The organism is Luteimicrobium sp. NPDC057192, from assembly GCF_042670205.1.
Lineage (GTDB): Bacteria > Actinomycetota > Actinomycetes > Actinomycetales > Cellulomonadaceae > Luteimicrobium.
In genome coordinates this window covers 25,077-46,716 of record NZ_JBHUWD010000003.1, presented here as the reverse complement: position 1 = coordinate 46,716, position 21,640 = coordinate 25,077, and the positions used below count along the sequence as shown (strand labels likewise).

The following is a 21,640-nucleotide window of genomic DNA, read 5'->3' as shown; positions in this document are numbered from 1 at the left end:
ATGTCCGGATCCCGCAAGCTCGTGATCGTCGAGTCGCCGACGAAGGCCCGCAAGATCGCGGGCTACCTCGGCGAGGGCTTCGACGTCGAGGCGAGCGTGGGGCACATCCGCGACCTGCCGCAGCCGTCCGAGCTGCCCGCGGACATGAAGAAGGGCCCCTTCGGGAAGTTCGCCGTCGACGTCGAGCACGGCTTCGAGCCGTACTACGAGGTCTACCCGGACAAGAAGAAGAAGGTCAGTGAGCTCAAGAAGATGCTCAAGTCGGCCGACGAGCTCTACCTCGCGACCGACGAGGACCGCGAGGGCGAGGCCATCGCGTGGCACCTGCTCGAGGAGCTCAAGCCCAAGGTCCCGGTGCGCCGCATGGTGTTCCACGAGATCACGCCCGAGGCCATCCGCCGGGCGCTCGACACCACGCGCGACCTCGACGAGAACCTCGTCGACGCCCAGGAGACCCGCCGCATCCTCGACCGTCTCTACGGCTACGAGGTCTCGCCCGTCCTGTGGCGCAAGGTCCGCCAGGGCCTGTCCGCGGGGCGCGTGCAGTCCGTCGCGACGCGCCTCGTCGTCGAGCGGGAGCGCGAGCGCATGGCGTTCGTCCCCGCCGCCTACTGGGATCTCACGGGAAGCTTCGCGCCCGACGGCGGCCCCGACGCCGGGCAGCACTTCAGCGCCCGCCTCGTGCAGCTCGGCGAGGCGCGCGTCGCCACCGGTCGTGACTTCGACGACCGCGGGCAGCTCACGGCCGCGGCGACCCGCGACCGCGTCGTCACGCTCGACGAGCCCGCCGCCGACGCGCTCGTCGCGGGCCTCGACGGCGCGCCGTTCACGGTGCGTTCGCTCGAGACCAAGCCGTACACGCGCCGCCCCACCGCGCCGTTCACCACCTCGACCCTCCAGCAGGAGGCCGGGCGCAAGCTGCGGTGGTCGTCGCGGCAGACCATGCGCGTCGCGCAGTCGCTGTACGAGAACGGCTACATCACCTACATGCGTACGGACTCACCGGCGCTGTCCGCGGAGGCGACCGACGCCGCCCGCCGGCAGGCCGCCGAGCTGTACGGCCCCGAGTACGTGCCGGCCTCGCCGCGGTCGTACGTCTCGAAGTCGAAGGGCGCGCAGGAGGCGCACGAGGCCATCCGCCCCGCGGGCGACTCGTTCCGGACGCCCGCCCAGGTCGCGTCCGAGCTCCGTGGTGACGAGTTCCGCCTCTACGAGCTCGTCTGGAAGCGCACCGTCGCCTCGCAGATGGCGGACGCCAAGGGTTCGACGGCGTCGCTGCGGATCGCCGGCACCGTGGGCGCGGCCGGCGCCGCGCACGCCGGGACGGACGCCGTGTTCGCGGCGTCGGGCACCGTCATCACGTTCCGCGGGTTCCTCGCCGCGTACGAGGAGGGCACCGACGAGGCCGAGGGCGCCGACAGCGGCGCGAAGGAGGCGCGCCTCCCGCGCGTCGCCGAGGGCGACGACCTCACCGGCAGCGACCTCGAGGCCGCGGGTCACGCCACGTCCGCGCCCGCGCGCTACACCGAGGCCAGCCTCGTCAAGAAGCTCGAGGAGCTCGGCATCGGTCGCCCGTCGACCTACGCGTCGACCATCTCCACCATCCAGGACCGCGGCTACATCACGACCCGCGGCCAGGCGCTCGTGCCGAGCTGGATCGCGTTCGCCGTCGTCCGGCTCCTCGAGGAGCACTTCGGCGAGCTCATCGACTACCGGTTCACCGCCGAGATGGAGGAGGACCTCGACGAGATCGCTGCCGGGCAGCGCGACCGCGTCGCGTGGCTCACCGAGTTCTACTTCGGTGACGGCACCGACGGCGCCGACGCCGGGCTCAAGGAGCTCGTCGACAACCTCGGCGAGATCGACGCGCGCGGCATCAACTCGATCGACATCGGCGAGGGCCTCCAGGTCCGGATCGGCCGCTACGGGCCCTACGTCGAGGACAACGGCGCCGAGGTCAAGGAGGGCGAGACGCCGCCCCGCGCCTCCATCCCCGACGACGTCGCCCCCGACGAGCTCACCGTCGCCAAGGCCCGCGAGCTCCTCGCCGCCGGCGCCGACGACGGGCGCGAGCTCGGCGTCGACCCCGCCACCGGGCACACGATCATCGCCAAGGCTGGCCGCTACGGGCCGTACGTCACCGAGGTCCTCCCGGAGCCGACCTTCGAGCCCGGGCTGTCCGCCGCCGCGCTCAAGAAGGCCAAGGCCGCGCTGCCCAAGCCGCGCACCGGCTCGCTGCTCAAGTCCCAGGACCTCGGCACCATCACGCTCGACGAGGCGCTCGCGCTGCTGTCCCTGCCGCGCGTCGTCGGGACCGACCCCGAGTCCGGCACCGAGATCACCGCCCAGAACGGGCGCTACGGGCCCTACCTCAAGAAGGGCACCGACTCCCGGACCCTGCCCAGCGAGGAAGCGATCTTCACCGTCACCCTCGACGAGGCCCTCGCCATCTACGCCCAGCCCAAGCGGGGACGCGGCGCCACCGCGGCCCCGCCGTTGCGCGAGCTCGGCGACGACCCCGTGTCCGGCAAGCCCATCGTCGTCAAGGACGGGCGCTTCGGCCCCTACGTCACCGACGGCACCACCAACGCCACCCTGCGCAAGGACGACGCCGTCGACGCCATCACCCCCGAACGGGCACAGGAGCTGCTCGCGGAGAAGAGGGCCAAGGGGCCGGCCAAGAAGCCGGCGCGGCGTGCGTCGTCGCGGTCGACGGCGAAGGCCAAGTAAGGCCCCTCGGGTTCTGTCCGGTCGGGGGTCCGGGGGATGCGCGCGCGACCTACCATCCGCCTCGCTCGTCCCTCGGTCGGCTCCCGCCAGCCCCGCCACGGTCGCGCGCGCATCCCCCGGACCCCCGACCTCGTGCACCGGGTTGGCTTGGTCGTCGCCGACCTGCCCGCGGGGTCGGGCGCCGCGTCGGGTTCCGTTGTCGGGGAGCGCGGTACTGCCCGCGTGGCCGGTTCTCCCGCGAAGTACCCGGGGTGCCGGGGTACCTCGCGAGGTATGCGGGATGCCGGGGTACTTCGCGAGGTATGCGGGATGCCGGGGTACTTCGCGAGGTATGCGGGATGCCGGGGTACTTCGCGGGGTGGGCGGGCGGAGGACTTCGCGGTGGGGTGGGGCGGTCGGCGCGGATAACCTGGGGGCATGAGCACCGACGACGTCGTCCTGGCCGCGCAGGAATCCGCGGCCGCCGCGGGTCTTGCCCCCGATCCCCGGTCGGCGCCGCCCGTGCGGTGGGGCATCCTCGGGGCCGGAGGTATCTCCGGCTCGTTCGCGGAGGCCGTGCGCCGGTTCACCAACGGGAGCGTCACGGCCGTCGGGTCGCGCGACCAGCGCAAGGCCGAAGCGTTCGCCGCCGCGCACGACGCCGGGCGCGCCCACGCCAGCTACGAGGACCTGGTCGAGGACGAGCACGTGGACGTCGTCTACGTCGGCACCCCGCACTCGCACCACCGCGAGCACGCCCTCCTGGCCCTGGCCGCGGGCAAGCCGGTGCTCGTCGAGAAGGCGTTCACGCGCTCGCACGCGGAGGCCTGCGACGTCTTCGACGCCGCGCGCGCGGCCGGGCTCTTCGTCATGGAGGCCATGTGGACGCGGTTCCTGCCGCACGTCGCCGGCATCCACCAGGCGATCGAGGCAGGGGAGATCGGCGAGGTCCGCACCGTCCTCGGCGACTACGGCCACGCGTTCACCTACGACCCGGAGCACCGCCTCTACAACCCGCACCTCGCGGGCGGCGCACTCCTGGACGTCGGTGTGTACCCGGTGTCGTTCGCCCACGACGTGCTCGGCTCGCCGGTCCGCGTCGAGGCCGTGGGATCGCTCACGGACACGGGCGTGGACGGCCAGAGCGTCGTCGGGCTCGACTTCGGCGACGGCCGGTTCGGGTCCGTCCAGTCGTCCCTGTGGGTGCAGACGCCGCAGTCGGTCCGCATCGGTGGCACCGAGGGCTACGTGGTCACCGACCCGTGGACGTTCGGCGGGGGCGGGTTCACCGTCGTGCGCGCGGACGGCACGGAGCGCCGCCACGACGGTTTCCGTGGCGAGGGCAAGCAGTACCAGGCCGCCGAGGTGGCCCGCTGCCTCGACGCCGGGCTGCTCGAGAGCGAGCGCATGCCCTGGCAGGCGACGCTCGACGTCATGCGTACGCTCGACGAGGTCCGCCGTCAGGTCGGCGTCGTCTACCCGGGCGAGTGAGCCACACCTCGCCGCGGCGGGCCGTGAGGGTGGCCCCGGATAGGGTGGCGCCCGTGGACGGGCCGGGCATCTTCATCTCCATCGAGGGCGGCGACGGCGTGGGCAAGTCGACGCAGGCGCGCCTCCTGGGCGCGTGGCTGGGCGAGGTCACGGGCCGTGACGTCGTCCTCACGCGCGAGCCCGGCGGGACGCCGCTCGGCCAGGTCCTGCGCGACGCCGTCCTGCACGGTGACCACGTCGACGCGCGCGCCGAGGCCCTCATGTACGCCGCGGACCGCGCCCATCACGTCGCCACCCTGGTGCGTCCCGCGCTCGAGCGCGGCGCCGTCGTCGTGACCGACCGCTACGTCGACTCGTCCGTCGCCTACCAGGGCGGCGGTCGCGAGCTCGCCGCCGACGACGTCGAGCGGATCTCGCTGTGGGCCACGCGCGGCCTGCTGCCCGACGTGACGGTCCTCCTCGACGCGGACCCCGCGGTCGCGGCCTCGCGACGCGCGGCCGTCGAGGACAAGGGCGCGCTCGACCGGCTCGAGTCGGTCGGCGTGGAGTTCGCGACGCGCGTGCGCGAGACCTTCCTCGACCGGGCCGCGGCTGAGCCCGAGCGGTGGGTCGTCGTGGACGCGACCGGCGCCGTCGACGACGTCCAGGCGCAGGTCCGGGTCGACGTCGCCGCGCGCCTCGGCCTCGGCGCGACCTCGCAGGAGGTGCAGGCGTGAGCGTCTGGGACGACCTCGTCGGGCAGGAGGCGGCGGTCGCCGTCCTCCGGGGCGCGGTCGCGGACCCGAGCGCCATGACGCACGCCTGGCTGCTCACCGGTCCGCCGGGGTCGGGGCGCTCCAACGCGGCCCGCGCCTTCGCGGCCGCGCTGCTCTGCCCGCGCGGCGGGTGCGGCGAGTGCCACGAGTGCACGACGGCGCTCGCGGGCACCCACGCCGACGTCGAGGTCGTCGCGACCGAGGCGACGATCCTGCGCCGCCAGGACGTCGAGCCGCTCGTGCAGCTCGCGCAGCGGTCGCCGTCGGGCGGGCGCTGGCGCGTCATCGTCATCGAGGACGCCGACCGGCTCAACGAGACGTCCGGGAACGTCCTGCTCAAGGCCATCGAGGAGCCGCCTCCGCGCACGGTGTGGGTGCTGTGCGCACCGAGCCCGCAGGACGTCCTCGTGACGATCCGCTCGCGCTCACGGTCGGTGGTGCTGCGCGTCCCGCCCGTGGACGCGGTGGCCCGGCTGCTCGTCGAGCGGGACGGCGTCGAGCCCGGGCTCGCGGACGCCGTCGCGCACGCCTCCCAGTCGCACATCGGGCTCGCCCGGCGCCTGGCCCGCGACCCCGGGGCCCGCGCCCGCCGTCGTGAGGTCCTCGACCTGGCGCGTCGCATCCGCGGCGTCCCCGACGCGGTGCTCGCGGCGGGCGACCTCGTGGAGGTCGCCCAGGCCGAGGCGAAGGCCGCGACGGAGGAGCGCGACGCCGACGAGAAGTCGCGCCTGTACCGGGCGCTCGGCGCCGAGGAGGGCAAGCCCCTTCCGCCGGCGCTGCGCTCGCAGCTCAAGAGCCTCGAGGAGGAGCAGAAGCGCCGGGCCACCCGCGCGCAGCGCGACGTCCTCGACCGCGCGATGACCGACCTGCTGTCGCTCTACCGCGACGTGCTGCTCGTCCAGCTCGGCGCGGCCGGCACCGCGGACGGCGCGCCCGGGATCGACCTCGTCAACGTCGAGCTCGCGGAGGCGGTCGACACGCTCGCAGCCGATTCCACGCCCGAGCAGACGCTCCGGCGGATGGACGCGATCGGCACCGCGCGGGAGCGTCTCGCAGCGAACGTCGCGCCGCTGCTGGCCGTCGAGGCGATGGCCGTGGCGCTGCGCCCGCAGGGCTGACGCCCCCTCGACACCGACGCAGGCCGGACGACCTGGGAGAACGGTCAGCACCGGCGGGTACGGTGTCCCGGTGACCCGTGCCCGCCGAGTCAACGCTCGCCTCACACGTGCCCTCCGCCCCTCCGCCTCGAGCAGCGCCGTCCCGCGCGCTCGCCGTCGTGCGCCCCTGGCCGCGGCCGCGGCGGTCGTCGCGCTCGTGACGGTCCTGAGCGGGTGCACGGGCTCCGGCGACGACGACGGCGGCACGGCGACGAGCACGACCGTCACTCCGGACACGGCGAGCGCGCCGAAGGGCTTCACCTCGTACTACGGCCAGAAGGTCGCGTGGTCGTCGTGCGGCGACGGCTTCCGGTGCGCCACGATCAAGGCGCCGGTGTCGTGGCAGGACGCGTCGGCGGGAGACATCGACCTCGCGCTCAAGGTGCACCGCGCGACGGGCACGCGGGTCGGTGCGCTCCTCACCAACCCGGGCGGGCCGGGTGCCTCGGGCCTCGACTTCATGGACTCGGTGCCGAGCCTGTTCGGCTCGGACGTGCTCAAGGCGTACGACGTCGTCGGGTTCGACCCGCGCGGCGTCGGCAAGTCCACGCCCGTGGTGTGCCTGGACGACAAGGACAAGGACGCACAGCTCTCGGCCTGGTACCCGGACACGGACGCCGGGCTCGCCGCCAGCGAGAAGGCGGCGGCTGCCTGGGCGGACGCGTGCAAGGCGAACACCGGCCCCGTCCTCGCGCACGTCGACACCCAGTCCGCGGCGCGCGACATGGACCTCATCCGCGCCGTCCTCGGCGAGAAGAAGCTCGACTACCTCGGGTTCTCCTACGGGACCCAGCTCGGTGCGACGTACGCGGGGATCTTCCCCGACCGTGTGGACCGGATGGTCCTGGACGGTGCGATCGACACGACCCTGTCGTCCGACGAGACGAGCGTCGAGCAGGCCGTCGGGTTCGAGGACGCGCTGCGCGCCTACGTCAAGGACTGCGAGTCGGGGAAGGGCTGCCCGCTGGACGGCGGCGTCGACCACGGGATGAGCCAGATCCACGACCTGTTCCTGCGCACCGAGCAGCAGCCCCTGCGCACGGGCGACTCGAAGCGGCCGCTCACGGCCACCCTCGCGTTCTACGGCGTCGCCGTCACGCTCTACAGCCAGGACTCGTGGCAGTACCTGACGTCGGCGCTGTCGGAGGCGATCACCAAGGGGACGGGCACGCAGCTCCTCGCCCTCGCGGACTTCTACAACGACCGGAACTCCGACGGCACGTTCTCGACGAACTCGTCCGAGGCGTTCCGCGCCGTCGGGTGCCTGGACGACCCGGGCTCGAGCGACCTGGATGCGATGCGCACCCAGGCGGCGACCATCGAGCAGCAGGCGCCGACGGTCGGCACGTTCTTCACGTACGGCGGGGTCACCTGCAAGCCCTGGCCGTACCCGCAGGTCGCGCAGGACTTCGACCTGCACGCCAAGGGCGCCGCGCCGATCGTCGTCGTCGGCACGACGGGGGACCCAGCCACGCCGTACCGCTGGGCCCAGGGCCTCGCGAAGACGCTCGACTCGGGCGTGCTCCTCACCTACGAGGGCGAGGGCCACACCGCGTACAGCGCGGACAACACGTGCATCGCCAAGGCGGTCGGTGGGTACCTCGTCGACGGCAAGGTCCCCGACGACGGCACGACGTGCTCCTGACCAGCGCCGCGGGACGCACGCCGCGCCTCGGGCGATCGGCGTGACACGTGCCTCGCGGATCCGCTTTGGAGTCTCGGCCTCCGGCCCGCTAGAGTAGGGCCCGCGCTCGTCACCGAGGCCCTGTCGGGGTGTCGTGCGGAGCGCAGGCCGCCTTAGCTCAGTCGGTAGAGCGTCTCACTCGTAATGAGAAGGTCAAGAGTTCGATTCTCTTAGGCGGCTCCCTCGGAAGGCCCGGAACCTGATGGTTCCGGGCCTTCGTCGTGCCGGGCTACTGTCGCAGGCGTGACGACGACGACACCGGTCCTTCCCGCCGACAGGATCTTCGACCTCGCGGCCCGCGCCGCGCTCCTCGACGCCTACTGCACCATCCAGGCGATCATGATCGATCGCGGCATCGACCTCGTGCCCTCGGACGCCCCGGGGCGCGGCGAGGCGATCGTGCTCGTCGAGCCCGTGACGCGCACGCTCGCCGCGTGGTCCAACGTGGCCGAGCTGCACGTCGACGTCACCCCTGGCGTCGCCACCGACGACGGCGCTCCCGCCCCGATCGCCCGGTGGGAGGTGTCGTACGGCGGGGGCGAGTACGGCGGCGACTACGTCGAGGTCGGCGCCGAGACGGAGACGGCCGTCGACGCCGACGGCGAGGTCCGCGGCGTCGTGTGGCTGATGCGCTTCGCCTACATGCTGGTCGAGGCGGCGCGGGAGTGAGCGGGGCCCCGGCCGGGGCCCCGCCGCTCACCTGGCGAGCACGACGTTGACGAGGTGCGGCGCCCGCACGACGACGCGCCGCACGGTCGTGCCGTCGACCCGCCGCTGGACGGCGTCGGAGGCGAGCGCGAGGGCCCGGAGCGCGTCCTCGCCGATCGACGCGTCGACGTCGAGCCGGTCACGCACCTTCCCGTCGACCTGCACGACCGCGACGACCGTGCCGGCGCGCGCGGCGGGCGCGGCGACCTCGGGCCACGGCGCCAGCGCGACCGACGGCCCGTGGCCCAGCCGGCGCCACAGCTCCTCGGCGCTGTAGGGCGCGAACAGCGACAGGATCACGGCGACGGCCTCCGCGGCCTCCCGCACGTCGCGCGCGACGCCGCGCGACGGAGCGTCGTCCGGCCCGACCGCCGCGGCGGCCGAGCGCACCGCGCTCACCAGCGTCATGAGCCGCGCGACGGCGACGTTGAACCGGTCCGCCTCGACGAGGTCGGCGATCTCACCGACCAGCACGTGCAGGGTGCGCGGCAGCGCGGGGTCGCCCCCGTCGTCGCCGGCCACCGGAGCCCCGCCCTCGCCCGGGGCGGAGCGGGCCGGACGCTCGAGGCGCGCGACGTCGTCGGACAGGAGCAGCGCGCGGCGCAGGAACCGCTGCATGGCCTCGGGCCGGACGTCCGCCCAGTCGACGTCGTCCTCGGGCGGCCCGGAGAACAGGAGCGCGAGGCGGACGGCGTCGACGCCGTAGCGGTCGAGCTGCTCGCCCAGCGCGACGCCGTTCCCGAGCGACTTGCTCATCGCCTTGCCGCCGTTGACGACCTGGCCCTGGTTGAGCAGGGACGCGAACGGCTCGACGGGGACGACGAGCCCCAGGTCGTGCAGGAACTTCGTGACGAACCGGCTGTACAGCAGGTGCAGGATCGCGTGCTCGACTCCGCCGACGTAGCGTGCGACGGGCATCCAGGCGCGCGCGTCCGCAGGGTCGAACGCGACGTCGTCGCGGCCCGGGGACAGGTAGCGCAGGAAGTACCAGGACGAGTCGACGAACGTGTCCAGGGTGTCGGTGTCGCGCTCGGCCGTCCCGCCGCAGCGTGGGCAGGACGTCGTGACCCAGTCGCGCGCGCCGGCGAGCGGGCTCGTGCCGCGGGGGAGCAGGGCGTCGCCGCGCAGGTCGGGCAGGCGCACGGGGAGCGCGGCGTCGGGCACGGGCACGACGCCGCACGCGGGGCAGTGCACGACGGGAACCGGGGCGCCCCAGTAGCGCTGCCGCGAGACCAGCCAGTCGCGCAGCCGGTACGACGTCGCCCGCTCGCCCGTGCCGCCCTCCTCGAGCGCGGCCAGCGTGACGTCGGGGTCGGCGGGCGGGACGTCCAGCACGGGCAGTCCGTACACGTCGGCGAACGCGCGGTCGCGGTCGTCGTGCGCGGGGACGCCCATCACCGCGCCCGTCCCGTACCCGGGCAGCACGTAGTCGGCGGCCCAGACCGGGAGCTCGGCGCCGGTCGTCGGGTGGCGCACGTGGACACCCAGGTCCACGCCCGACGGCGCACGTCCCGCGGCCCAGCGCGTCACCTCGGGCTCGGCCCGCGCCGCCGCGCGGTACGCCTCGAACGCGTCCCGGACCGCGGGCTCGCACAGCGACTCGGCAAGCGGTCCGTCGGGCGCGACGACGACGAACGTCACGGCCGCCAGGGTATCCGGCCGGGTGGTGAAGACCTCGATCGCGGTGTCGCCACCCACGACGGGGAAGCGCACCCGGGCGCCGCGCGACCGGCCGATCCAGTTCCGCTGCATCGTGAGGACGCGCTCGGGCCACGCGTCCGCGAGGTCGGCCATGTCATCGAGCAGACGGTCGGCGTACGCGGTGGTCCGCACGAACCACTGCGTGAGCTCGCGCCGCACGACCTGAGCCCCGCACCGCTCGCAGCGCCCGCCGACGACCTGCTCGTTCGCGAGGACCGTGGCGTCCTGCGGGCACCAGTTGACGGGGGCCGCCGCCCGGTACGCGAGACCGTGCTCGAGCAGCCGCAGGAACAGCCACTGGGTCCAGCGGTAGTAGCCGGGGTCGGACGTCTGCAGGCGGCGCGACCAGTCGAACGACACCCCGTAGCGCCGGATCGACGCGGCCTGGGTCGCGATGTTGGCGTCCGTGAACGTCGCCGGGTTCTCGTCGCGCCGGATCGCCGCGTTCTCCGCGGGCAGGCCGAACGAGTCCCAGCCCACCGGGTTGAGGACGTCGTGGCCGCGTGCCCGCCAGTACCGCGCGACGACGTCCTCGATCGCGAACACCTCCGCATGGCCCATGTGCAGGTCGCCGGACGGGTACGGGAACATCGTCAGCAGGTAGCGGCGCGGGCGGTCGCCGTCGGCGCGGGGTCGGAAGAGGCGGACGGCGGGGTCGTCCTGGAGGGCCGCCCACCGGGCCTCCCAGGCGCGCTCCGTCTCGGGCGGGACGGGTCGGCCGTCGGCGGGCGGGGGCGTGCTGGTGACGGCGGGTCGGGGAGCGGCGCCCGTTCGGGCGGGGGCGGGCGGTGGGGCCGTGGGATGCGGTGCGGTCACGTCGGTCTCCTGCGTCGGGCGTCCTCCGGGCACGAAAAAGCCCCTCCGGGGAGGGGCGAGCCGCGTCGATCGTGCCCGTGGAGCGGGGTCGACGCGGCTAGGTAAGGAGGCGACGTGCGATGCGCATGCCTCGAGGGTACGCCTAGCTGTCCGCGGCGGGCGTCGCGCACATGCCGGGCTGCGCGGCGGCGACCTCCGCGGAGCACAGCGGCTTCGTTGCCGACTCGTGGTAGGCCACGCGCGCCCGCAGGATCCGCACGGACTCCCGCTGCGGGTAGCAGGGGTCGTCGTCGGCCGGGTCCGTGTCGCTGCCGCCCCGGTCGGCGCGGCAGTCGGCGAGGTCGGCGAGCGCGCGGAGCAGGTCGATGTGCGCGTCGACCGTCCGGTCGTGCGCGTCCTCGTCGGAGGTGTAGGCCTCGATCCAGCCGAGGAGCGGCTTGGCGGACGTGGCGGCGGTCGCCGTGGCGTGCAGCCGGGGCGCGCCGGGGCCGGTGCAGCCCGCGAGCATCATGGCGGACACGACGAGGGCCGTGGCGACGAGGGACCGCGCTGCTCTCACGGGCCCGAGCGTACCGAGCGGCGGCTCGGGCTCGGGCAGGTGAGGCCCGAGCCCGAGCGCGCGTCAGTTCTGCTCGAGCGCGTCCGCGCGTCCGGCGTGCAGCAGAGGGGCCTGCGCGACCAGCTGCTCGGCGAGGCGACGGACCGAGACGTTGTCGGCCATCGACTGCTCGCGGAGCCGCTGGAACGCGGCCTCCGGCGTGATGCCGAGCACGACCGCCAGTGCGCCCTTCGCCTGCTCGATGACGCCGCGCGAGTCGGACGCGGCCCGGATCTGCTCGTCCGCGGTGTCCATGGCGACGCGTGCGACGTCGTCGGTGATCTCGGTGAACCGCCCGCTGAGCTCGGTCGCGCGGGCGCCGTCGAACGCGCTGCCCTGCCCGGTGAGGACGATGTGGCGGGTCCGGCCGGTCGCGTCCATGATCCGGTGGACGCTCACGAACGGGCTGCCGGTCTGGCACGCCTCGGCGAAGATCCGGTAGAACCGGTGCTGGTCGTCGGGGTGCTTGTGGGCGAGGACGAGGGCGGTCGTGGGGAGCACGTCGCCGGGCTGGAAACCGTGGATGCGGTAGGTGCCCTCGGACCACCACCAGCGGTCGCCGGTGATGTCGTAGCGGAAGTCTCCGGTCGGTCGAGCGTCGTCGTGCGGGGTCACCGGGGGGTTCTCGGTGGAGGGAAGGCTCATCGTCCGTGCTGTCCGTATCGTGTGTCGCGCCCCGGCCGCTTCTTGACCGGGGCAACGACGGTACCGGCGACCCCGAAGGCCTGCAACGGGAGGCGAGACGAGCAGGAAGGCGCCCCGCCGCCTACGGTGAGGGGCATGCGGAAGGGCCGGTCGGGGGCGGTGGCGGCGACGCTCGGCGCGGTCGTCCTCGCGTCGCTCTCGGCCTGCTCGTCGTCGCCGACGCCGTCGTCCCCGCCGAGGACACCGGTCCCGACGGCGTCGCTCACCGTGCCGGGCGCCACGCCGAGCCCGACGAGCACGCTCGCCGGCGGCGCCCACTGGCCAGGTCTGCCCCCGTCCTTCGGGGAGCCCTCCGGGTTCCACGCCGCCGGGGTCGGCTGGACCGCGGACGACGCGCTGCTCTACGTCGTGGTGGCGGGCTCGAGCTCGTGCCCTCCGGTCGCGTCCTCGCCCGCGACCCGGACCTCCGACGGGATAGCGGTCGTCGTCGAGAAGGACCGGTACGCCGGGCAGGCGTGCACGGCCGACATGGCGCCGACGACGACGGTCGTGGCGCTCCCGGACGGTGTCGCGCCGGGGGCGGCGGTGTCGGTCGTGATCGACGGGCGGGGGCCTGTGACGCTGCCGGCCGCGGCGGACGGCGACGGACCCGTCTGGGTGGACGCGGAGTGACGCGCGGGCGGCCGCTTTCCACAGGCTGACCTCTCGACTTGCGGGAGCGCTCTGCCCGCCCGCTATGGTGAGCGCGCACCAACGATCGAAACGGCAGTGAAACGGAACGATCCGACGAGAGCGCAGGGAGGCGCCCCATGGCGGGACGACGGGCGGTACGGACGATGGTGGCCGGCGTGACGTTCGCGGCGGCGGCCGCGATGGCGACGACGGGAGCCGCGAGCGGCTCGACGCCGACGGCGGACGCGGGCGACGTGTGCACGGTCGCAGCGGGTACCGGCGCCGAGGAGTGCTTCGACACGCTCAGCGCGGCCATCGAGTCGATCACCGGTCAGCCTGTGACGGACCCGGCGGTCGACGCCGGGGACCACGCGGCGATCGACCAGGCGATCGAGCAGGGCAACGCGAAGGTGCAGGCCGACCGCGTCCGGCGGCTCACCCTCCAGGCGAGCTCGACGACGACCTCGTCGGTCACGACGACGTCGTCGGCGTCGAACCTGCTGGGTGCCGTCTGGAAGGACAAGAACTGGTCGGGCAGCGCCAAGCTGCTCTACGCGGCGAACGGCTCCGGCTGCTACGGCGGCGTGACCTACGGTTTCCCGCACACCAGCGACTTCGGCATGAACGACACGATCACGTCGCTCACGACGTACCTCAACTGCGCCACGACGCTCTACAAGGACGCCAACTACAAGAACACCAACCGGACGTACCAGGTGGACACGGCGTACATCGGTGACACGATGAACGACGAGGCGTCGTCGATCGTGTACCGCCCCCGGAGCTGACCTGCTCGCCCCGGGCCGCGCCGCGGCCCGGGGCGCGGCGCGCGACGACCGTGAGAAGGAGGCAGCATGCCCACACGTACCGCACGCACCGCTTGGAACGGCGGCCTGCAGGACGGCAGCGGCCAGGTCGAGCTGAGCAGCTCGCGTCTGGCCACGTTCGACGTGTCGTTCCCGGCGCGTTCCGCCGAGGACGCCGGCGGCGTGACGAGCCCGGAAGAGCTCATCGCGGCGGCGCACTCCGCGTGCTTCGCGATGCAGCTCTCGGCGCTGATCGCCGAGGCGGGGGGCACGCCGCAGTCGCTCGAGGTCACGGCCGAGGTCTCGCTCGGCCCCGACCCGGCCGGGGGCTTCCGGATTCCTGGGATCGCGCTGCGGGTCGTCGGTGAGGTCGACGGGCTCGACGAGGCCGGCTTCCTCGAGGCGGCGAACGCCGCGAAGGCGTCCTGCCCGGTGTCGAAGGCACTGGCAGGTACGCAGATCACGCTGGACGCGCGGCTCGAGAGCTGAACGACCGGCCCTCGGGCCGTCGACGCGGGCCGCGGCCGACCCGGACGGGTCCGGCCGTGGTTCCGCGTTCTCAGAGAGCTGGGTCGGCCCTCTCAGAGCTTGCGGCCGACGAGCGGCGGGCTCGGGAAGCCGCGTCCGCGGCCGGCGGCCGCGGTCACCGCGCGCAGAGTCTCCGCCGTCGTGTAGCGGGGCGCCCAGCGCAGCACCGTCGCGGCGCGGTCCGCGTCGAGCACCGGGATCCCCAGGACGAGGTCGAGCCAGTCGGGGGAGAGCGGGGTCGCGTGCGCGCGCCACCCCACGGCGAGCGCCGCGCGTGCGACACCGCGCGAGACCTCACGGACCGACGACGCTCCGGTCGCCTCCGCCACCCCGGCGCCGTCGAGCACCTGCGGACCGGCGACGTTGAACGCCCCCGGATGCCGGCCCTGCACGATCCTCCGGTAGGCGACGGCGAGGTCGTCGGCGTGCACGGCCTGCAGCCTCATCCCGTTGACCCACGGCAGCACGGGCGGGTGGTCCCGTCGCAGCAGGCGCGGGGGCAGCAGGCGCCCGAGGTAGGCGTGACCGAGCTCGGTGGCGGCGTCCGGGTGGAGCACGAGCGGCGTCCGGACCCGCGTCACGGCGATGCCCGGGTGGGCGCGCTCGAACCGGTCGAGCTCGCGCTCGACGGCCAGCTTCTGGATGCTGTGCAGCGACCCGGGGATCCCGGTCCGCGCCCACTGCTCGTCGCGGGGCAGCGGGTCGGGCGCCGGTGCGTAGACGCCGGCCGACGACGCGACGACGACGTGCTGCGCCCCGCCGGCGACGGCGGCGTCGAGCACGCGCCGGGTTCCGTCGATGTTCACGGCGTCGAGGAGGTCGGCGTCGTGGCTGGGGCTCCGCGCCCAGGCCAGGTGCACGACGACGTCCGCGTGGTTGAGCGCGGCCCGCAGCCGGTCCTGGCTCGCGGCCGAGTCGTCGGCGAGGTCGATCCGCACCCAGTCGGCGCGGTCGTGGGGGAACGCCACGGTGCTCGAGCCGTCGGCCCGCGGGACCCGGCTCGCGATGCCGACGATCGACGTGACGACGGGCTCTTCGACGAGGGCGCGGAGCACGGCCGTCCCGACGTTCCCGCTGGCCCCGGTGATGGCGATGCGCACCCCTCAGTGGTACCCCGTCCGGTGCGGGGTGTCGACCGGACGCCCCGTCGGGCGCCGTGGTCAGGTGGGCAGGAGGCCGTCGAGCGAGCGGGCGACGACGTCCTCGACCGTCTCGCGGTCGCGCCGTCCGGTCGCGAGCCACCGGGCGAGCACCGCCTCGGCGAACCCGACCCAGCCGGCGGCAAGGAGGTCGAGCCGCCCCCGGGCGGCGTCGTCGTCGGGGAGGGGGCGCGTGCTCGCGGCGGTGCGCGTGAAGCGGGCGAACAGGTGGGCCCGGACCTCGTCGAGCCGGGCCGCGGTCGGGTCGTCGTCGCGCAGGGCCCCGGACCAGATGTCCGTCCAGATCTGGCGCTCGGCGAGGACGGCGTCGAGCAGGGTGTGCACGACGGCGGCGCGGCGCGCCCGGTCCCCGGCGTCCGGCACGGTGGACCCGTCGGGGACGGTCAGCGCGTCGTCGAGGGCGTCGATCGCGATCGCGGCGACCGCCCGCCGGAGCTCGACGGTGGAGCCGAAGTAGTGGAAGACCAGAGCCTTCGAGGCGTGGGCGACGGCGCCGACGTCGGCCGGGGTGACCGCGTCGAGGCCTGACGTCCGCGCGACCTCGTGGGCGGTGCGGAGGAGCTCGTCGCGGCGGTCGTCGGCGGCGCGGCGGCGGGGCGTGGCTCGCTGGTCCGGCATCGCACCAGCCTCTCGCATCGTTGACCGTGGGTCAACAAGCGGAGTACCGTTGCTGTTGACCGTTGGTCAACATTCTCGGGTGGCCCCCCGCGCACGCCGCTGGTGGAGTGGCACCCAGCTCTCTCACCGAGGTGGACGCATGCAGATCGTTCTCGACGGGGTCGCCGTGCAGGGCAGGCGCGACCCGATGCTCGCGCCGTTCGACCTCACGTTGGGGACCGGCGAGGCCGTGCTCGTCGCAGCCGAACCCGGGCACGGGCACACCGCGCTCGCGCTCGCGACCACGGGCAGGCTCGTGCCGTCGTCGGGCCGGGTCACCCTCGAGGGAGCGCCCGCCGCCCGGCCGCCGCTCACGCTCGCCGACGTCAGCGCCGTCGTCGACGTCCCGGGCGTGTCCGAGCCGGTCGAGTCGATCCCCGTGCACACGCACGTCGCCGAGGACCTCGCGCTCGCCCGGCGTCGCACCCTCCCGCGCGACGTCGCCGCCTGGATCGCGGCGCACGGCCTCGACGACGTCGCCCGGCTCCGCGTCGACCAGCTCGACGCCCTCACCCGCACGCGGATGCTCGTGGCGCTCGCGTGCGAACGGCCCGACGTCCACTTCCTCGTCCTCACGCTGCCCGACCGCCACGGCGGCGCGCCCGCCGGCTGGTGGGGCGTCGCGTGCGACGCCGCGGCCGCCGGGTACGGCGTGCTCGTGCAGTGCTCGCGCGCGTCCGCCCGGCTCCTCGGGGCGGAGATCCCCCCCGACGTGACCGTCGACCCGCGGCGCGAGCCACCGCTCGTCGCGCTGCGCCGCGAGTTTCCCGTGGCCCGGCCGGAGGCCGAGCCGGAGGTCGCTGCGTCGCCTGCGGAGCCCGAGGCGGAGCCGGTGCCCGCCGAGGAGCCCGTCGCAGCGGCCGACGCCGACACCGAGGTGCTCCCGCCGCTCGCCGAGGAGCCCGCGCCCGCGCCGGAGGCACCCGCGCGGGACGCCGCCCCCACCACCGATCCCGACCACCAGGACGCGCCGTCCGAAGGAGCCGACCGATGACCGTGTTCCGACTCGGCTGGTCCGAGGTCCGCCGGAACCTGTCCGGCACGCTGCCGCGGCTCGCGATGATCGCGCTCGCGGTCATCCCCTCGCTCTACGCGGGGCTCTACCTGTTCGCGAACTTCGACCCGTACGGCCACCTGGACAAGGTCCCGGCGGCCGTCGTCGTGCAGGACGAGGGCACCGACGTCGCCGTGGGCACGGACACCTCGAAGACCGAGCACCACAACTACGGCGAGGAGGTCGCGGACGAGCTGACGAAGGGCGGGGGCTTCGACTGGGTCCGTACCACCCAGGACGACGCCGAGCGCGGGGTCCGGTCGGGCCGGTTCGACGCCGCCCTGGTCCTCGGGCCCACCTTCTCGGCGGACCTGGCCTCGCCCGCGACGTCGGACCCGCGCCAGGCGAGCCTCGTCCTCGTCACGAACGACGCCAACAACTACCTGGCCCGGACCATCGCGGACACGATCGTCGGACAGGTCCGCGACACGCTCGCGCAGAAGGTCGGGACGCAGGCAGCCGACACGTTCCTCCAGGGCTTCGCGTCGATCCACACCAACCTGGCCGACGCCGTCACGGGCGCCGACAAGCTCGCGAGCGGCGCGACGAAGCTCGAGAAGGGCGCCGCGTCGCTCGACTCGGGAGCGGGCACCCTCGCGACCGGCGCGAGCGACGCCGCGGACGGCGCCCAGCAGGTGTCCGACGGTGCCGCGTCCGCGCACGCGGGGGCGACGCAGCTCGCCGCGGGCGCGTCGACGCTCTCGGACGGCGCGTCGCAGCTCGCCGCGCAGACGCCCGCGCTCGCGTCGGGCGCGAAGCAGGTCGCGTCCGGGGCCTCGGACCTGTCCGACGGGGCCGGGACGCTCGCGGGCGGCCTCGACACGCTCCGCTCGAAGACGGCGGACCTGCCCGCCCAGACGACCAAGCTCGCCGACGGTGCGCAGCGGGTCGCCGACGGCAACGCGCAGCTCGCAGCCGCCGCCGACCAGCTCCAGGACGCGGCCGACTCGGCGGTCGCGGGGCTCGACGACACGCGCGCGACGATCTCCGCGCAACTCGACGACCTCGTCGACCAGGGCGTCCTCACGCGCGCCCAGGCCGACGACGTCCTCGCGCGCCTCGACGACGCCGGGCAAGCGGTGCGCGACGGCGTCGGCGACCTGGACACGCAGGTCGGGAAGGTCGACCAGCTCGCGACGGGTGCCAAGCAGGTCGCCGACGGCGCGTCCACGCTCGCGTCGAGCACGCCCGCGCTCACGCAGGGGATCTCGAAGGCGGCGTCCGGGGCCGACGACCTCGCGACCGGGGCGACCACGCTCAGCATGGGGGCGTCGAAGCTCGCCACGGGCGCGCAGGCGGCGTCGGACGGGGCCACTCGTCTCGCCGACGGCGCGCAGCAGCTCGACACCGGAGCCGCCACGCTCGCCTCCGGCACCTCGACCCTCGCCGACGGGGCCTCGTCCCTCGCGACCGGCACCCGGAAGGTGGCCGACGGCGCCGACGACCTCGCGTCCGGCGCCCACACGCTCCACACCGGCACGGGCTCGCTCGTGACCGGGAGCCAGCAGCTCGCCGACGGACTGCGCCAAGGGCTCGGGCAGGTCCCGAACCTCGACGACGACCAGCGGGAGGCCACCGCCTCGACCATCGCCAACCCGGTCCAGGTCGTGTCGCAGCAGCTCTCCAAGGCCGGGAGCTACGGCGCCGGCCTCGCCCCGTTCTTCCTCTCGCTCGCCGCATGGATCGGCGCGTACGTCACGTTCCTCATCGTGAAGCCGCTGTCGAAGCGGGCACTCGCCGCCGGGCGGGGCGCCCTCCGGACCGCGCTCGGCGGGCTCTTCACGCCCGCGCTGCTCGCGGTCGTGCAGGTCGTCGTGATGCTGTCGGTCACGGCGCTCGCCGTCGGGGTGCACGTCGAGCACGTGCTCCTCACGGGGCTGTTCCTCACGCTCGTCGCTATCACGTTCGCGGCGATCCTCCAGACGCTCAACGTCTACCTCGGCGCGGCCGGGCAGTTCCTCGGCCTCGTGCTCATGCTCACGCAGCTCGTGACCGCGGGCGGCACGTTCCCGTGGCAGACGATCCCCGAGCCGCTGCGCACGTTCCACCGGTTCCTGCCGATGAGCTACTCGGTCGAAGGCCTCCGGCAGCTCCTGTTCGGCGGGAACATGGGGACCGTCTGGCGGGACGTCGCCGTGATCCTCGGGTTCCTCGTCGTCGCCGTCGGGCTCACGACGTGGGCAGCCCGGCGCCAGCGCGTCTGGCGCGCGCTCCAGCTCGAGCCGGAGCTCGTGCTCTGACCTCGCGCCCCGGAAATCCCCGCGCCGTCGGCCGCCGTCTCCGCCAGGATGGCGGGCATGGACGAGGTCCAGGTCGTCGTCTCCCACAGCCAGCGGGCGACGCTGCGCGTCGGTGACGTCTTCCTCAAGGTCGACGGCGACCCCGCGCACGCCGCGGTCGAGGTGCGGGCGATGGCCCTCGCGCCCGTCCCGACCCCGCGGGTCCTGTGGCACGAGCCGCCCGTGCTCGCGATCGCCGCCGTGCGGGGCCAGGCGCTCGGCGTCCTCGGCGCGCCGTCGCCCGCGTCCTCGGCGGCCTGGGCCGCGGCCGGTGCCGCGATCCGGAGGCTGCACGACGCGCCGCTGCCACCCTGGCCCGGGCCCCGGCTCGACGATCTCGCGGCGGAGCTCGACCGCGAGTGCGCGTGGCTGCTCGCGCACGCCGTCCTGCCCGCGGAGGTGGTCCGGCGCAACCGGGAGCTCGCCGAGACGGCTCTCCGGCCGTGGGCGCCGGCGTTCGTCCACGGCGACCTGCAGATCACGCACGTCTTCGTCGACGGTGACGAGGTCACCGGCGTCATCGACTGGTCCGAGGCCGCTCCCGGCGACGCGATGTTCGACCTCGCCACCCTGACGCTCGGGCACGAGGAGCGCCTCGACGACCTGCTCGCCGGCTACGGCCCGGGCGCCGACCGGGCCGTGATCCGCGCCTGGTGGTCGCTGCGGAGCCTGGTCGCGTCGCGCTGGCTGATCGAGCACGGCTTCGACCCGGATGCGCCGGGGTGCGAGCTCGACGTCCTCAGGGCCCGGATGCGGGAGCCCTGAGCCGCGAGCCCGGCGTCCGGCCGAGGCCGGTCGACCCGGTCAGCGCAGGTTCCCGAACAGGTCGTTGAGAGCCTCGGTCATCGACGGGTGCGTGTAGATCCCGTCCCGGACCTGCGTCGCCGTGAGGCTCGCCCGCATCGCGAGCGCGACGGTGTTGATCGTCTCGTGCGCGTCGTGGCTCAGCATCGTGACGCCGAGGATCTCGTCGGTCTCCGCGTCCACGACCGCCTTCATCAGCCCGCGCGGGTCGTGGACGATCCGGGCCCGGGGCACGGTCGCCATGTCCTCCACCCGGCGCACCGCCACCTTGAGCGGGCGCCCCGCCGCCCGCGCCTCGGTCTCGGTCAGCCCCACGCGCGCGAGCGGCGGCGTCATGAACACGGTGGACGGCACGGCCCTCCGGTCGGCGGTCGACCGTCGACCGTCACCGACCAGCTGGTCGAGCACGACCCGGTAGTCGTCCAGCGACACGTAGGTGAACTGCGGCCCGCCGTTGACGTCGCCGACGGCGAACACGTGCGGCTGCGAGGTCCGCAGGTGCTCGTCGACGCGGATGGCGCCGCGCTCGTCGGTGTCGATGCCCGCTGCCTCGAGCCCGAGCCCCGCGGTGTGCGGCGTGCGGCCGAGCGCGGCCAGGACGACGTCGCCGTAGGTCGTCGCCTCGGTCCCGGCGGCGTTCCGATGGACCACGCGCACGGGGCCGTCGGCGCCGTCGGCGTCCTCGACCCGGACGAGCGACGCCCCCGTGACGATCCGGACGCCGGTGCCCGCGAGGATCCGGGCCGCCTCCTCGACGACGTCGGGGTCCTCGGCCTTGAGGATCCGCGGCCCACGCTCGAGGAGGGTCACGTCGGCGCCGAACGCCGCGTGCATCGCCGCGAACTCGACGGCCACGTAGCTGCCGCCCAGCACGACGAGCCGCCGCGGCCGCTCCCGCAGCGCGAGGAGCTCGGTGCTCGTCACGACGTGCGCCGACTCGCGCAGCCCCGGGATCGGCGGGAGGACCGGGTCCGCGCCGGTCCCGACGACGATCGTCTCCGCCCGCACCACGAGGGTGTCGTCGCCCGCCGTCACCGTCAGCTCGTGCGGCCCGGTGAACACCGCGCGCCCCGTCACGACGGTCGCCGCGTCGAGCCGGTCGAGCATCGCGAAGTTCTTGCCCCGCAGCAGGGCCGTGAGCTCCTGCGTCTCGTCGACGGCGCGCGCGTAGCGGTCGTCGGGATCGTGGAGCGGGTCCGGCGTCTCCGCCGCGAAGACGAGGTTCTTGGTCGGGACGCACCCGATGTTGATGCACGTCCCGCCGTACATCCGGTCCGACTGCTCGATCATCACGACCTTCGAGCCCCGCCCCGCGAGGGCGGCCGCGAGCGTCTTGCCGCCCTTGCCGAACCCCACGACGGCGAGGTCGGCCTCGAGGACGGGGACGGTGCCGGTGGTGTCCATGTGTGCTCTCCC

General features: G+C 74.4%; 18 protein-coding genes and 1 tRNA gene. 13 read left to right on the top strand and 6 right to left on the bottom strand.

The window, feature by feature from the left end:
• The 7 genes from topA (at position 1) to ACFT5B_RS02805 (ending at position 8,465) form a co-directional block, all read left to right on the top strand.
• The gene (gene topA / locus ACFT5B_RS02835) at positions 1 to 2,730 is read left to right on the top strand and encodes a type I DNA topoisomerase (RefSeq protein WP_386796462.1); all 2,730 of its coding nucleotides are present in this window, start codon (positions 1 to 3) and stop codon (positions 2,728 to 2,730) included.
• Between the two features lie 417 nt (positions 2,731 to 3,147).
• The gene (locus ACFT5B_RS02830) at positions 3,148 to 4,200 is read left to right on the top strand and encodes a Gfo/Idh/MocA family protein (protein WP_386796461.1); all 1,053 of its coding nucleotides are present in this window, start codon (positions 3,148 to 3,150) and stop codon (positions 4,198 to 4,200) included.
• Between the two features lie 53 nt (positions 4,201 to 4,253).
• Positions 4,254 to 4,916, top strand: a complete 663-nt coding sequence (tmk, locus tag ACFT5B_RS02825) for a dTMP kinase (RefSeq protein WP_386796460.1) — start codon at positions 4,254 to 4,256, stop codon at positions 4,914 to 4,916.
• Complete coding sequence (locus ACFT5B_RS02820) at positions 4,913 to 6,073, top strand: DNA polymerase III subunit delta' (RefSeq protein ID WP_386796459.1); 1,161 nt, start codon at positions 4,913 to 4,915, stop codon at positions 6,071 to 6,073. The genes tmk and ACFT5B_RS02820 overlap by 4 nt, the downstream gene beginning before the upstream one ends.
• A 70-nt stretch (positions 6,074 to 6,143) precedes the next feature.
• Complete coding sequence (locus ACFT5B_RS02815) at positions 6,144 to 7,757, top strand: alpha/beta hydrolase (protein WP_386796458.1); 1,614 nt, start codon at positions 6,144 to 6,146, stop codon at positions 7,755 to 7,757.
• 146 nt (positions 7,758 to 7,903) lie between these two features.
• Positions 7,904 to 7,976: transfer RNA gene (locus ACFT5B_RS02810), tRNA-Thr, on the top strand.
• 63 nt (positions 7,977 to 8,039) lie between these two features.
• Complete coding sequence (locus ACFT5B_RS02805; RefSeq protein ID WP_386796457.1) at positions 8,040 to 8,465, top strand: hypothetical protein; 426 nt, start codon at positions 8,040 to 8,042, stop codon at positions 8,463 to 8,465.
• Positions 8,466 to 8,492: 27 nt separating this feature from the next.
• Here ACFT5B_RS02805 and ACFT5B_RS02800 read toward each other — a convergent pair whose 3' ends face one another.
• The 3 genes from ACFT5B_RS02800 to ACFT5B_RS02790 form a co-directional block, all read right to left on the bottom strand.
• The gene (locus ACFT5B_RS02800) at positions 8,493 to 11,021 is read right to left on the bottom strand and encodes a leucine--tRNA ligase (protein ID WP_386796456.1); all 2,529 of its coding nucleotides are present in this window, start codon (positions 11,019 to 11,021) and stop codon (positions 8,493 to 8,495) included.
• Positions 11,022 to 11,163: 142 nt separating this feature from the next.
• Complete coding sequence (locus tag ACFT5B_RS02795) at positions 11,164 to 11,580, bottom strand: hypothetical protein (protein ID WP_386796455.1); 417 nt, start codon at positions 11,578 to 11,580, stop codon at positions 11,164 to 11,166.
• A 63-nt stretch (positions 11,581 to 11,643) separates the two neighbouring features.
• Positions 11,644 to 12,264 (bottom strand): PAS and ANTAR domain-containing protein, encoded by a 621-nt coding sequence (locus tag ACFT5B_RS02790; protein WP_386796454.1) that lies wholly within the window; start codon positions 12,262 to 12,264, stop codon positions 11,644 to 11,646.
• Positions 12,265 to 12,399: 135 nt separating this feature from the next.
• Here ACFT5B_RS02790 and ACFT5B_RS02785 point away from each other — a divergent pair, with 135 nt between their 5' ends.
• The 3 genes from ACFT5B_RS02785 to ACFT5B_RS02775 all read left to right on the top strand — a co-directional run bounded on the left by ACFT5B_RS02785 (position 12,400) and on the right by ACFT5B_RS02775 (position 14,231).
• On the top strand, positions 12,400 to 12,936 hold the full coding sequence (locus ACFT5B_RS02785) for a hypothetical protein (RefSeq protein ID WP_386796453.1): 537 nt from the start codon (positions 12,400 to 12,402) through the stop codon (positions 12,934 to 12,936).
• A gap of 137 nt (positions 12,937 to 13,073) precedes the next feature.
• Positions 13,074 to 13,724, top strand: coding sequence for a hypothetical protein (locus ACFT5B_RS02780; protein WP_386796452.1), 651 nt, complete (start codon positions 13,074 to 13,076; stop codon positions 13,722 to 13,724).
• Between the two features lie 66 nt (positions 13,725 to 13,790).
• Positions 13,791 to 14,231 carry an OsmC family protein gene (locus ACFT5B_RS02775; protein ID WP_386796451.1) on the top strand — a complete coding sequence of 147 codons (441 nt, stop codon included), beginning with the start codon at positions 13,791 to 13,793 and terminating at the stop codon, positions 14,229 to 14,231.
• A 92-nt stretch (positions 14,232 to 14,323) separates the two neighbouring features.
• Here the strand turns inward: ACFT5B_RS02775 and ACFT5B_RS02770 are convergent, their stop codons facing one another.
• Both ACFT5B_RS02770 and ACFT5B_RS02765 read right to left on the bottom strand, forming a co-directional pair.
• The gene (locus tag ACFT5B_RS02770; protein ID WP_386796450.1) at positions 14,324 to 15,370 is read right to left on the bottom strand and encodes an NAD-dependent epimerase/dehydratase family protein; all 1,047 of its coding nucleotides are present in this window, start codon (positions 15,368 to 15,370) and stop codon (positions 14,324 to 14,326) included.
• A gap of 60 nt (positions 15,371 to 15,430) precedes the next feature.
• The gene (locus tag ACFT5B_RS02765) at positions 15,431 to 16,048 is read right to left on the bottom strand and encodes a TetR/AcrR family transcriptional regulator (protein WP_386796449.1); all 618 of its coding nucleotides are present in this window, start codon (positions 16,046 to 16,048) and stop codon (positions 15,431 to 15,433) included.
• A 139-nt stretch (positions 16,049 to 16,187) separates the two neighbouring features.
• On the opposite strand from ACFT5B_RS02765, the gene ACFT5B_RS02760 reads away from it, so the two are divergent.
• From ACFT5B_RS02760 to ACFT5B_RS02750, 3 genes are read left to right on the top strand one after another with little or no spacing between them, the layout of a single operon-like run.
• On the top strand, positions 16,188 to 17,081 hold the full coding sequence (locus ACFT5B_RS02760) for a hypothetical protein (protein ID WP_386796448.1): 894 nt from the start codon (positions 16,188 to 16,190) through the stop codon (positions 17,079 to 17,081).
• Entirely contained in the window at positions 17,078 to 19,381 is a 2,304-nt protein-coding gene (locus ACFT5B_RS02755; RefSeq protein ID WP_386796447.1) for a YhgE/Pip family protein, read from the top strand. Before ACFT5B_RS02760 ends, ACFT5B_RS02755 begins: the two co-directional genes overlap by 4 nt.
• Before the next feature lie 57 nt (positions 19,382 to 19,438).
• The gene (locus ACFT5B_RS02750; RefSeq protein ID WP_386796446.1) at positions 19,439 to 20,185 is read left to right on the top strand and encodes a phosphotransferase family protein; all 747 of its coding nucleotides are present in this window, start codon (positions 19,439 to 19,441) and stop codon (positions 20,183 to 20,185) included.
• A gap of 39 nt (positions 20,186 to 20,224) precedes the next feature.
• On the opposite strand, the gene ACFT5B_RS02745 is transcribed toward ACFT5B_RS02750, so the two are convergent.
• Positions 20,225 to 21,628, bottom strand: a complete 1,404-nt coding sequence (locus ACFT5B_RS02745; RefSeq protein ID WP_386796445.1) for an FAD-dependent oxidoreductase — start codon at positions 21,626 to 21,628, stop codon at positions 20,225 to 20,227.
• Positions 21,629 to 21,640 lie beyond the last annotated feature (12 nt).